8 protein-coding genes are annotated in these 14,366 nt (G+C 36.1%); all 8 read left to right on the forward strand.

Translation table 11 applies throughout. From position 1 onward, the window contains the following. Window positions 1–9: 9 nt before the first annotated feature. The 8 genes from ACED20_RS00595 to ACED20_RS00630 all read left to right on the forward strand — a co-directional run bounded on the left by ACED20_RS00595 (window position 10) and on the right by ACED20_RS00630 (window position 14,324). Entirely contained in the window at window positions 10–1,029 is a 1,020-nt protein-coding gene (locus tag ACED20_RS00595) for a hypothetical protein (protein WP_378103268.1), read from the forward strand. Next, on the forward strand, window positions 1,029–7,019 hold the full coding sequence (locus ACED20_RS00600; protein WP_378103269.1) for a pyocin knob domain-containing protein: 5,991 nt from the start codon (window positions 1,029–1,031) through the stop codon (window positions 7,017–7,019). The genes ACED20_RS00595 and ACED20_RS00600 overlap by 1 nt, the downstream gene beginning before the upstream one ends. A 605-nt stretch (window positions 7,020–7,624) precedes the next feature. Next, window positions 7,625–8,869: a hypothetical protein gene (locus tag ACED20_RS00605; RefSeq protein ID WP_294332975.1), complete on the forward strand. Its 1,245-nt coding sequence runs from the start codon at window positions 7,625–7,627 to the stop codon at window positions 8,867–8,869. A 204-nt stretch (window positions 8,870–9,073) separates the two neighbouring features. Beyond that, complete coding sequence (locus tag ACED20_RS00610) at window positions 9,074–9,751, forward strand: response regulator transcription factor (RefSeq protein WP_294332973.1); 678 nt, start codon at window positions 9,074–9,076, stop codon at window positions 9,749–9,751. 6 nt (window positions 9,752–9,757) lie between these two features. Further along, window positions 9,758–11,044, forward strand: coding sequence for a HAMP domain-containing sensor histidine kinase (locus ACED20_RS00615; RefSeq protein WP_294332972.1), 1,287 nt, complete (start codon window positions 9,758–9,760; stop codon window positions 11,042–11,044). A 128-nt stretch (window positions 11,045–11,172) separates the two neighbouring features. Then, window positions 11,173–11,541 (forward strand): diacylglycerol kinase family protein, encoded by a 369-nt coding sequence (locus ACED20_RS00620; protein WP_294332970.1) that lies wholly within the window; start codon window positions 11,173–11,175, stop codon window positions 11,539–11,541. Window positions 11,542–11,846: 305 nt separating this feature from the next. Further along, complete coding sequence (locus ACED20_RS00625) at window positions 11,847–13,499, forward strand: LTA synthase family protein (protein WP_294332968.1); 1,653 nt, start codon at window positions 11,847–11,849, stop codon at window positions 13,497–13,499. A 162-nt stretch (window positions 13,500–13,661) separates the two neighbouring features. Next, window positions 13,662–14,324, forward strand: a complete 663-nt coding sequence (locus ACED20_RS00630) for a phosphatase PAP2 family protein (protein ID WP_294332966.1) — start codon at window positions 13,662–13,664, stop codon at window positions 14,322–14,324. Window positions 14,325–14,366 lie beyond the last annotated feature (42 nt).

Below are 14,366 nucleotides of genomic sequence, written 5' to 3' on the forward strand. Positions count from 1 at the left end.
AATAAAAATATGAACAACAATGCAGTGATAAGCAATAACGCGCATCAGGATAATTTTTTCGGAGAGCTCAGACGTACCCGATTTCAACAGTTTACCTCGCTTCCAAGCACAGATGGAGTTCCGGCCGGCTGGATAATTGATTATAAAAGTCAGTTGCATCAATGGAACGGAACCGAATGGATCAACCTGGCGCAGAATTATGTGCATCCCGATTATCCGCTTACAAATAATCCGTTTCAGACCGACCAGACGAGTGGTCTTATGTTGCTGAGCCAGATCCTTACCAACAGTTCGGGGCATGTCATTAAAATAGCAGGCCGGAATCTTACCAATGCCGATATTGTTTCCATTTTCCTGAATGATGCCATCCAGTCGGGTACTTTTACCTGGTCATCAAATAAGATTAAAACCTATATTGAAAATCTGATCGGGCAAAGCCTTACGGGAGCGCTGATTTATCAACCCGGAGGTTATATTCCTTCTTCCGTCAAAGGCTCTATGACAGCGCCGTCCCCAGTGACGTCAGCCACCATCAAAACAGGAATGGTATGGGTGATTACCGCCAGCGGTTGGATTGGCAATGAACCCGTTTCAATTGGTGACCACCTTATTGCCAATACCGATAATGCTTCCGGCAACACGGCCAATTATCAGATTATTGAAAAAGGAATTCCTGATATTGTGGATGCTACAGAATCGGTGAAAGGACTGATCCAGGTCGCTACGGATGTGGAAGCTGTCGCCGGAACAGATGCGTTAAAAGCCATGACGCCGAAATCTACAAAAGCGGTTCTGGATGCAAAAATTAAATCCGGTACCTGGCAGATCGGTGACGGCTCATCCGTTACTTTCACGATTACCCATGGCTGGAATACCCGCAATGTCGATTATATCTGCTACCGCAATGCCGATAACAGGAAAATCAATCTAAGCTGCGTACCTACCTCTGTCAATGATGTGCAGATCGATGTACTGGCATCCCTTACCCCAAATGAATACAGAATTACCTTAACCGCAAGAATAGACTAATGATCGCACCTGAATATTTTAATAATCACATCGCCGTAGAAGGCGAAATTATTGTGAAAAGAGTTCCAAACGATACAGGTTCTGTGGTGGTTTGGAACTCTGCAACGAAAAAATTAAGCATCAGAACACATGCAGAAATTGTGTCGGATCTTAATTTGGCAACTGTAAATACGAATCAGCTAATCACAGGCATAAAATCTTTCGTGACATCGGGAGGTAATTATGCTCCCTTTAATAATACTTTACAGATCTATGCTGATGACGGTTCGTTACCTTCGATGACTTATTCTAAAGGCGGTTCCCATGTAGGCCAGATCATGTTCAATTCTGATGGTTTTTATTTTAAGAATGGAGATGATAACGCATTTTATAATGTGAAAGCAGGTGGCTTTGAGAAAAGTAATTCGGATAACAATCATGTATTACTAGGAGGGGGAGGACATAAGGATGTCTCGGATTTTGCATCATCAGCTGATCTTACTAACCTGGTGACAAAGAACACGGAGCAAACTATTACAGCGGATAAGGTATTTAAAAAGATTACCACCACCGATTGGGTAATTCCTAAATTCCTGGCATTTCCCGATGCATCCGGCTCCATGCCGAACTATATCGGATTTTATATGTGGAATTCCCAATGGCAGGTTAACTGGAGGGATTCGTCAAACACTCATTTGTATCAGTTGCTTGATATCGACGGGCTCAGCAAGAATGCAACTTTCTACGGAAATACCACTTCTCCTAAATTTACGACCCCGGGCGGGAATTCAGACCAGTGGAATGAAGCCTACCATTCCATTGGTAATTATGTTACTTTAAATACCGATCAAAATATAGAATCATTAAAATGGTTTAATAACAGAACAGGGACTAATGGATTTAATGAAACTTCATTGATTGTAGCCGGATGGAATGGTTCTAAGGCCGGCATATCTTTTTTCTCTTCAGGTATGGATATTGGGAGTGTGCAGTTCGACGGATACTTTAATTTTAGAGTTGAATCAGGTGCAGGCAATTATACAAATACAAAAGCAGCAGGATATATTAAAGAAGGTTCTTCTGATAATCATTTTTTAACAGGAGACGGGGGGCATTATGATGGTAGAAAAAAAGAAGACGATTGGTTCCATTCAGCAAGAAATTTTCCTCAGGGTACGTTAATTCAAACAGATGTAGATTATTCTCAAACCTATGGAGACCAGTTTCTTTTAGAAATGAAAGGAAATATGTATGGAGGGGGAAATCCTTTAATAGCAAATATACAAGGATACATTTACTACGATACCATTATTGCAAGATCCGGTTATTCTACATTATATTACTGGAATTATATAATTGCCTTAAACCTTAATGGCAAGCTTTGTTTCTGGTTCCCTTCATTATCTTACTGGCAGGGATTCGATGTGAAAGTAACAATAGGTAACGGTGGCTTGGAGCAGGGAAAAAACAGGGTTGTTTCTGTATCCGACAATCCGGATCCGGGAGGAACTAAAAGAGTGGAGATCACTCTTGAGCATTTACTTACCAAAGAACAGCTGATTTCCGGAAATACTTTTTGGGAAAAGAAAAATATTGCCAGCTATTGGGCTATGGATTCCGATAAGGATGTTGCTGTACTGAATGGAAGCAATGCACAACGGTTATTATCAGGTGGGATATTAGCCTCTGATGGCTATACTGATTCACAACATATTCCTGCATACGGTATTCATGCGAAAGGTTCTATTCAGTCTGACGAAGGTTTCGTAAACCGATACTATAAAGTCAACCAAAGAAATAAAATATGGAATTTCGGAGATTCTACGGCTTGGGGATTATCTTATTTTCAAGGTAGCTATCACAGTCTAGGCGAAGGGATCTCCTTCCATTTCGGTGATGCCGGAGACTATAAGTTTTTTGTGAAGGATAATGGGAATATTTACACGAAAAACGATATAACAGCTGGAAATTTTTTTAATGGCAAAGGCTTATATTCACCGGTATTATCAGGAGGTCAGGTAATACATGCAGGCAATAGTAACAAGCTTTATCTGGGAAATCCCGTAGTTTCGAATGTTTATCTTGAGAGCGGTAACAGTAATTTATTGCACAACAGATCCGGATATGGTGCAGGAATTATCTGGGATCAGCATAATTTCAATCCAAATAATTACATTCCGACCTCCCATTCTGTTTATAACATTACCCAGAGCGAAATAAACGGCTGGAGACAGTATGTAGGGTATTGGGATAACAGAAATATTCAGCCGGCACATTTGGGAACACAGAAGCTGCAGATCGGTTTTACCAACTGGTTCAATAACGGAGACCAGGCGAACCATTATGCAGACTACCTTCATTTTGGAGGTTATCAGGACGGTTCGGGAGGAAACCAGAACCTGGTTATGTTCAGCAAAAACGGTTTTGGGCTAAGACAGTTTCAAGGAAGCTGGCAGGGTGTTTCAAAGTATCAGTCCTATGTTGATTATTGGAATACTGGACACTTTTCTCAGGGAGATATAAATGCTTGGCAGTTTAATAGGTTTAACACACAACCTATGAGTCTCCTGAGTTCGGCAAACAATGCAAATAATTTAACCTCTTCCGGATTTTATCAGATTGGTTATGGTACGCAGAACAGTGGTGCTAATTTAGGTATTAATGATAATGTGAGAGGATTACTTCATTTTGAAACTGAAAATACATATTCCGCTTCACAAATCCAGACCCAGAGGTATGAAGGCAATATTCTCTCCAGAACCAAAGCTGATGGAGTCTGGTCCGAATGGGTAAGGCACTGGGGCAACAACGATTTTAATCAATCGGATATTAATAATTGGAACAGCAAAGCCAATGGTAATCATACCCATCTATCATTATATAATGAGGAGCATAATGGTGATGTTGATACCCATACTTTATTGGACGATAATAAATTTAAGTTTGTCCATAGAATTAGTGCAGGATCTGTAGGTTCATTTAATATGTTCCCTACTCCTAATAATGCCAATAGTATTCTTGCTATTGCTACACATCCGGGAGGTTACGGAACTTTGTTTGGCATTAATGGAGAAAGTGAGATCTTCACTAAAAATGTAAGTGCAGGAACGTACTCGCCTATCTGGAGACAGCTTGCCTACAAAGATTGGGTGCTACAGCAAATTCCTTCTTTAAATAACTATGTTACTCTAGATACGGAACAAAATATTGCTGGCAGAAAAACATTCTCAGTCTCCACAGGTAACGGTTATACGGGCGCACCCGTAATGATAAACGGAAATGGTAGTACGAATACAATTTTTCCAACATTGGCATTTCACCAGCCCGGATTATATGCCGGAACACTGAGTTATAGAGGAAATGGTTTTTACTTCATGAATATGGACGGAAATGGTTTTGATTTTGTGAGGGCTGCGGGATATGTTAAAGATGGTTCCAGTAATCAAATGCTGCTCTTGGGAGGTGGAAGCCATGAAGACAAAAATAAATATATTTTTGGCTCAAATCATACAGGTACTGTTGAGGCTTACTCACCAGATACAGGCCTTCCTGTAAATTCCTTTAAACCTATAAAATCAGGCTTCTACCGACCTAATAATGAAAATGAATACGGTTCCTTGCTTATTTGGGCAGAGCATCCTCAAACCGGTAACGGATTCTACGGTGCGGGTATGGCTTTCGACTATAGCGGAACAAATGCTTATTTAACAGGAATTGATGGAGCAGGAAATAAAACGTCTAACAAAAAGCTTTGGCATTCCGGAGATTTTACGCAGGCATATGTAACCGAATGGATTAATGCAGCCAATGCAGGTGTTCTTACCAATGGTTCGGCTGTTCAGGTTGACGGTGCGGGAGGAATCAATCAGGGTTCCGGTTCGAGAGCCAATAAAGTCTGGTTTGATTATAACTGGGCAGGTTCCGGCAGGGCAGGTTCCGTTATTAATTTTTCGGGATTAAATCCTTCCTACAATGTTGAATTGTTCGCAGCATATCATGGAGATTCAAATGCCATAGGGATCAGGACGAGAAACGGGGACAATGGATTATGGTCTTTACCGAGATGGTTATGGAACAGCGAGAATTTTAAGCCTTCCGAATACTATAATAATCACAAAGGAAGCATTGCACATCAGGATAATTTAGTAGCGAATGGTTCTCAATGGATTTCGACTGGTGATACGGGAACTAATTTTGATGGTGCCCTTGCAAATAAAACAGTTGAAGGTACATTTGCGAATTTTAACGCTTACGACAAAGATTCTAAAAATTTAGGCTTTACACTAATGGCAAGAACTTCAACAGAGCAGGGTATTTATTATAAAACCTGGTATGGTGGGGGAAGTCAAACTTGGAGAAGACTTTTAGAAGCCGGAGATAATACAATAAGATCTTTAGGTTTTTCGGGAGGTAATATAAATGATTATCCTTACATCTATACATTAGATGGTCAATTCAAATATTTGCTGTCTCAAGAAGTATTTCCTGATGCAGGTAATTGGGGAACAGGTAATAATGCATGGCTATTATCCGGAAGAAAAACGATTGGCGAATTAGCCTGGAGAAATTATGGCAATGGACATACGGTTTTTGACATTTCAAATGGTATTACACCTTGGGGAGTAAATAAATCTAATAAAGATGCCGATGTAGCCTGGTCAGAGTCTTACCCAACCCTGGTGGGTGGTAATGGTTTTAATACTTATGGAGTAAGGGTAGATAGTGCAAGAAATGCAGATAATTTAGGAAACATTAGTGCTGGAAGTTATGTAACGCAACCTAATCTCAACACTCAATTAAGCAATTATGCCACTTTTAACGGAATTCAGACATTTACCAATACCAATACCTTCCTGCAAAGTCCGGTTATTCCGGATGCAACACTCGGAGCCCACGCTGTAAACAAAAACCAAATCGAATTAAGTACAGGTAATGAAGGTGAAGGAGGACAGGCATTAAAAATAAACGGAAATAATTCTGTTACGCTTACAAACTTTTTCGTAACGTCCAGGGACGGATCCAGGAATCCAAATGATATCGCTCCGAATTTAACCCCTAGAAGAGTAAGATTTGACTTTGCAGCAGCAAACTCTGCCGGACTGGGAGGATCGGGAAATTATGCCGGGATTATGACCTATTCGCCTTGGGACGGTACCACGGGTTCTACAGGAGATTCTTCTTATCAGTTGGCTTTTGCGAACCAGACCGGAATCAACGGTTCCGGAGTTCCGATGCTGAAAATCAGGAAAGGGATTGATGGAAACTGGTCTACCTCATGGTACAAATTCTGGACGCAGGCAGATTTTACGATCACCAACATTCAGCAGTGGAATGATGCTTTTCAGAACGGACTGAGACTGAATCAGGACTTCACTGTCTTTACAGGAAATGAAGTAATGATCACGGATAACTATTTTGCCAATGAATCCGGACTGATAGATACCAGTTATAAAAATGCTATTGCTTGTAAGGTTAATGAATATTATAAGTTCGGAAGCAATATTCATGGATGGGAAGGAATTAATTATCATTATGAAAAACAGACTGTAGGAATCGGAGGAGAAGCGGATTCTGATAACAAGGTAAGGGTAGAAGGCTGCGTTAAAGCAACCGCAAACTTTAAATCAAAAGAAGAAAGCCCGAACAGTATTTTTATTCCTGACGGCAGTATTGCTGATCTGAAAGATGAAATTGTAAATGAAAAATATGCCATCCGTCTGGATCCGCATGAATATGAACTTGACCCTTCCGGCTATCTGGATATAGACGACAGGAACAGGTTGATCCATGTCATTGGCGAACAGGCAAAGATGACGGTTAATTTTAAAGAAATCTATCCCAAACAACAGATCGTTATTTATAATTTTGACCAGAAAGGCTATTCTATGTCAGTTCTTATAAAAGATAAACTTGTATATAATATTGAACCGGGCTGTTTTTTAAGATTGTATGTGACAAAATCATTGAGGGTAATTGCTGAAAGACAGATGCCATCTGAGTTTATCTGGTAAAATAGAAGGAATAACAACAAAATCTTTAATATGGTTTAATTTAAAGAAGCCATAATCGGAAAAGTTTTTCTGATTGTTGCTTTCTTATTTGCTCAGGCAAAAGGAAAGCCGGTACCGAGGTAAATTAGGTTAGGAATCGCTCTTAAAATTATAATATTGATCCACATTAAACTTACAAAGAGAATTTACAATATAAAATATCGCTACTTGAAGACAAGTGGCGATATTTTGATTGTTTGTGACCAAGACGAGCGTATCTTCAAACACTTTTATAGATGATTTGGTTCGTTTGAGCCAAATTAAACAAGAATTACAAAGTTCTTTTTGACAAATAATTTTTGATAATTTATGTTTGATGCAATTTAATTTTAAAAAAATAAGAATACTTAGCACTGGATTAGTAAGTCTTTAGTTAGCCGTGCTTGTCTTGTACCCATAACCGAAGAGATATCGAAATATTTAGTGGAAGATTTAGAAAGAATTTCGCAATTTTCAAGTATTGAATTTTAATTATTATTAAAGTTCACATTTACTATTATAGGGTATGTAAATAGGTTATAAATTTATTTTTTTGTTGCTATATTTATAGGTAAAAATTAAACCAGATGAAATCCCCTTTAAATATACATCCTCCAAAAAACTGGCAAGATTTTGAAACGCTGTGTTTAAAACTTTGGGGAGAGATATGGAGCATACCTCACGAAATTGATTTTAATTCTGATAATGCACAAGGACAACATGGTGTAGATATTTTCGGTCCGGTTAATGGTGGCAAAAAATATAATGGGATACAATGTAAGAATAGAAAATTAAATTTGATCGATGGATCTCCCAATCGGATCTCAATAAGAGATATTCAGGAGGAAATTGAGAAGGCTAAATCGTTTAAACCAAATTTAAGCAAGCTTGTTATAGCAACATCATTGCCTAAAGATCAAAAAATTGAAGAGTATGTACGAACTCAAAGTGTACAAAATGTTGAAATAGGGTTATTTACAATACAAATATGTTTCTGGGATTTCTTTGAACGTAAATTATCTGAGTTTCCTCGTGTTTACAATTGGTACGTTAAGAACGAGGATTTTCATCGTACCAAGAGCCTATCCGTCTTATTTTCAAATGGTCGAAATGAGATGATCTGTTTTCCGAAGTTTCAAAAAACGATTAAAAGATATATAGTAAAGGATGAAAATGTTGAGGAAGATATTTTGGATTTGAGTCTATCTCTCAATGAATTGTTAGAAAAATATAAATCAGAAGAGCACGTTTCTAAATCAGGTCTTAAAAACTTTAATGATATCTTTGGTAGAATTGATATGAGTAAAAATCCTTTGATGCCTAAGATTAAATGGGAGCAATATTGTTGGTTGAAGCTTCAGATCACAAATACAGGAGAAGCAGTAATTGAAGATTACAAAATAGAACTTGAATTCGAGGGTGATTTTAAAAAAATTGGAGCGGAAAAAGGACATTTTCTTCATAACCCAAAGTATATCAATACAGTCAGAGAATATAGTAATTCAGATGATTCTCTAATTATAGTTCCCAAAAACAAAACTTTAGTACAGGATGATTATTTTACTACAGGGAATTTTTACATTGAACCTAAAATTGGTGAGGGTAGTGCAGTAAAAATGACTTGGAAAATTATATCACGTGACTTTACTGATTCAGGATTCCTTACAATAATTATTAAGCCTCAATTTCATAAGGTTGTAGTCATTGCAAAAGTTGATTCAAAATTAGAAGAAAAGGAAGAAGTTTCTTATCAATTAATTGAAAGAACAGGTGTTCATCAAATTGGTTATGTTGATTACTTTGACAAAGAATCCGATTATAATTTTGAATAATATTTTACAGAAAGAATTTCAAATTTTCTTAAACTTTAATTTTTTTACAATCGAATTTGTTTTCTGAAATGTCATTTTACATATTCTTATGACTTTACTTTTGCCAAAAGATAAAAAATAGTGAATACAGATATTAGAAGTATTTACTAGAGCAGATTTTTTAAATTCGAAATTTCTTCTAAATTACATCTATAAATTAGCAGCATGAAAATTCTAATAATAGAAGACGAAACCGAGCTAGCTAAAAGTATTTCCGAATATCTTTCCGGAGAAAATTATATATGTGAATTTGCACCCACATTCAGCGAAGCAATGGACAAAATAGAAACGTTCCAGTATGATTGCATACTGTTGGATATTATGCTCCCTGACGGTAATGGACTTGCCATTTTAGAAGAATTAAAAAGACAGAATAAACAAGATGGGGTCATTATTATTTCGGCGAAAAATGCCCTGGATGATAAAATAAAAGGATTGCAGTTAGGGGCTGATGATTATCTTACAAAACCCTTTCATCTTTCGGAACTGATGGCAAGGATCTATTCAATTATCAGAAGAAAACAATTTAATAATTCTAATGTTATCAAACAAAATGAATTGCAGATAGATCTTTTAGCAAAAACTGTTACTATTAATAATCAAATGATAATCCTCACAAAAAAAGAGTTTGACCTTCTTATTTACTTTATTGGAAACAAGAATAAAGTTATTTCTAAAAGCACCTTAGCAGAACATCTCTCCGGTGATTTTGCGGATATGTTGGATAACCACGATTTTGTCTATGCGCACGTCAAGAATCTTAAAAAGAAATTATATGAAGCAGGCTGTGACCATTACTTGAAAACAGTTTATGGGACGGGGTATAAATGGGAAAATATTTGATTAATTATGAAGCCACTATTAAGTAAAACTACTAGACCGTTTTTAATTTTCGTAATGATCGTTCTGGTTTTCAGTATCCCAGTATATTATTTCGTAGTCGATGCAATATGGCAGGATGAACTTGACGAGCACAACGAGATCGTTGCAGAAAAAACAGGCTATGAATTTAACAAAATGAATGCTTCCATAGAAGAAATACAAAGCAGTATTACCTTATGGAATCATATCCAACCAGGAACCAATATTGAAAAAATAACTTCCAATTATTTAAGGAAAGACTCACTTTTTACAGCTGAAAAATATAAACCTTTTTCTGCGGACCCGACGATCGAACGCTACAGATGTCTTAAAAAGGTCATTTATATAAAAAAACAACCTTATCTTTTTACCATAGAGACCAATATTGAGGAAACGGAAGGCACTGTAATGATCATTGGTCTCATTACATTATTCTTTTTTCTTTTGATTGTGACAGGGTTGTTTATACTTAACAGGAGATTGTCCAAAACAATTTGGAAATCTTTTAGAAACACACTTGATAAACTGAAGAATTTTAATTTAAACACACAGACGCAGATTGAATTTGACAATACAGACACTACAGAATTTGAAGAATTAAATCAGTCATTACGAAAGTTAATTACTCATAACGTATCCGTTTATAAAATGCAGAAAGAGTTTACAGAAAACGCGTCTCACGAGTTGCAGACTCCGTTGGCCATCTTGAAAAATAAACTTGATCTTCTACTGCAAGATGCAAACCTGACCGAAAAGCAATACAACATTGCCGAGGAAATGAACAAAGCTTTAACGAGAAGTTCAAGAATTAATAAGAACCTTTTGTTATTAGCAAAGATAGATAACAGCCAATTCGATAATTCTGAAAGCATTAGGCTGGATGATCTATTGCACCAAAGTCTTGATGTCTTTAATGAACATTTTCAGCAAAAGAATATTTCTCTTGCAGAAAATATTTCTTCTAATGTTGAATTGAACGGTAATAGCGGGCTGACAGAAGTTCTTATCAATAATCTTATTTTGAACGCAATTCGTCATACTTCCCGTGACGGTGCAATATCGGTGAAATTGACAAATTCAGTATTTGAAGTTGCCAATTCCGGAACTGAAAAATTAAATACAGATCTGTTATTTAAAAGATTTTCGAAGCTTTCTGCGGACAATAGCGGAAGTGGTTTGGGATTAGCCATCATCAGTGTGATTTGCAAATTCCACCACTGGACGATCAGTTATAAATTTGAAAATAATTTGCACATTTTTTCTGTAAAACTGTAAAATTCGAAATTTCTTCAAAATTCACTTTTAGCTTTGTTGCATATTTTCATTTATGCGATACAATTCTTTATATATTTACAAAAGTTCATTCTTAACAATAATTTAATACAAAATAGTAAGATTTTAGAATGAAAAATATTAGGGACGGTTTTTTGAAAGGAAGAGCAAAAAGCCTTAAATACACCTTTAAGGGTGCATTTCTGTTACTGAAAACGGAACATTCGATAATGACACAGTCTTTCATCGGGGTTGTTTTCGTTGTTTTAGGCTTCTATTTTAAGATCACAAAAGTTGAGTGGATGTTTCAGATACTTGGCTTTGGACTTATTCTAACGGCAGAAAGCCTGAATACTGCAGTGGAAAAACTTTGCGATTTCGTTCATCCTGAATATCATAAAAAAATAGGTTTCGTTAAGGACATAGCGTCCGGAGCGATGACATTTGCTGCGATCGCAGTTTTAATTTTACTCACTCTAATCTATTATCCTTACTTATGAAAAAGTTATTCAGTGGCAGATTTTCAACACTTTTTGGTGTTCTGAGTTTATATGTTTTTTTAGCATTTGTAATTAGGATAATACTACTGATCTGGTCTTTAAAAGATCTTGAGCTTAATTTCTTACATATTTTGCGAGCTTTCTTCACAGGGTTCTTTTTCGACCTGACGATGGGTTCCTTATTTTTAGCATTTTACGCCTTTTATCTTTTGATCTTTCCGAAAAGGTGGATCGGATCTTTGTTTGATAAAATCTTCACCTATTTTTATCTAAGCTTGATTTTCATTATTATTTATTTTAGCCTTTTGGCAGAAATACCTTTTTGGGATGAGTTTGGCGTGAGGTTCAATTTCATTGCGGTAGATTATCTTATTTATACTTATGAAGTTGTCGAAAACATCAATCAGTCATATCCTTTACCTGTAATTGGAGTTGTTTTGGTAGGATTGATCGTCCTTACGTTTGTTTTATTTAAAAAACTGAATATCTTCAAAAAGACTTTTTCGGATAAGAATTCTATCAGTAATCGTTTATTTTATTCACTTCCGATTTTGGCAATTGCCATTGTTTTAGGCTTGGTGATGAAAAACAAGCAGGCGGATTTCAGTAATAATTTGGTGGTAAATGAATTGGGGAAAAACGGTGCTTTTTCTTTTTTAACTGCCTTCAAATCAAACGAGCTTGATTATGAAACCTTCTACCCGAAACTTTCGGAAAAAGAAGCTTATTCAATGGTTAAGAAGAATCTTTTACAGGAAAACCAAAAATATACAACCGCAAAATATGATGATATATCAAGGCTCACTACAGGAAATCAGGAGCAAAGACCTAATATCATCCTTATTGCCATAGAAAGTTTCAGCGCAGATTTTCTGACAGAATTTGGCAATAAAGATCATCTTACACCTAACTATGAAAAGTTGTCGAACGAAAGTATTTTCTTCACAAACCTTTATGCAACAGGAACCAGAACCGTTCGCGGGATGGAAGCTTTAACATTATCCGTTCCTCCAACACCTGGAAACAGCATTGTAAGAAGACCTAATAATCAGAATTTATTTTCCGTTTCTACCATTGTAAAATCAAAAGATTATCAGCCCTATTTTATTTATGGCGGCGATGGTTATTTTGATAATATGAATACCTTTTTTGGTGGACAGGGATTTGATATTGTTGACAGAAACAGAGGTAATCCTTTATCAGACGAGATTAAAACACAAAGATTTGCAATTCCTGATAACGAAGTGAAATTTGAAAATGCCTGGGGAATCTGTGATGAGGATCTTTATAATCAATCTATCAAGTATGCTGATAAGATTACTAAAGCAAACAAACCGTTTTTTCAGTTTGTAATGACGACTTCCAATCATAAACCTTATACTTTCCCGGCCGGAAAGATCGACCTTCCGCAAGGTGACAGAAATGCTGCCGTGAAATATACAGATTATGCTTTAGGAAAATTTATTGCAGATGCGAAAACTAAACCCTGGTTCAAAAATACGGTTTTCGTTATAGTTGCAGACCATTGTGCAAGCAGTGCCGGGAAGTGGGAAATCAATATTGACAGACATCACATTCCTGCAATTATTTATAATCTTCCAGAGCAACAACCAACAAGAATTGATCGTTTGACTTCACAGATCGATTTGATGCCGACTTTATTCGGATATCTTGGTTGGAATTACAACACAAGTTTGTATGGAAAAGACATCAATCAAACTAAAGTTGGAGATGAAAGAGCTTTTATTGGCAATTACAGAACATTGGGAATGCTGAAAGGAAATATTTTTACCCAGATTGACGATAGAAAAAGGTTAAAACAGTTTGGAGTTTCAGGAAATGAAAGACAGACTTTATCCGAAATAAAAACAAAAAATCAGGAATTGGCCTCTCAAACCATTTCTTATTATCAGACAGCAAGTGTGAGATTTAAGAATGGAAAAATGAAAGCTAAATAAAATATTCTGAAAGATAAAAACCTAACAAAAGATTGATAATATTATCAGTCTTTTGTTAGTTAAAGGGGGGGCAAAATTTGAATTTCAATCAATTTTTAAAACCTGAGATTCAAAATTAATTCAGAATTAGGATATTATTTTGTGTCAGTTAATTCCTAAATTATGAGATTGATAATTTTTCTGCAAAACAACAAAAGGCTTTTGTTCCGAGCCACGCTTATTACATTTTTAATCGCCTTTATAACATTAAGCTGTATTGTTTTCTTTCTGCCACTGGAATATTTGGACATCCATATTTCAGAAGAAATTCAGGAAAAACAAACTCCTGACCTTAATATACTGATGATTTGGCTGAGCTGGTTTGGCAGAACATCGGTTTCGGTTGTAATGGTCGGTATAATTTTACTTATCTTTTTTATTTTAAGATTAAAAAAAGAAGCTGTTTTGATGGTTTCTACGCTTTTGTCCGGGATTTTAGGATTAGGACTAAAAATGCTGATCAACAGACCACGCCCCTCCAAAGATCTGGTTGTCCTTTTAGAAGAAACAAAATATCAGAGTTTTCCGAGCGGACACGTTTTATTTTACACCGTATTTTTTGGAGCATTGATATTGATCATTCTCCATTTAAAGAATATCAAGTATAAGTTTAAATTATTTCTGATTATTATCTGTCTTTCTATGATTTTTTTCGGAGCAGTTTCAAGAGTTTATCTTGGAGCGCATTGGTTTACAGATGTTTTAGGCGGATTTATTTTAGGTATTCTTTGTGTTTTAATTATGGCATATTTCTATGTTAGAAATACAGGAAATATAAATCAGTAATTCTAAATTTCTACAAAATCACGTCCCATCTTTGCCATATAA

This window comes from Chryseobacterium sp. sg2396, from assembly GCF_042610505.1.
Taxonomy (GTDB): Bacteria; Bacteroidota; Bacteroidia; order Flavobacteriales; family Weeksellaceae; genus Chryseobacterium.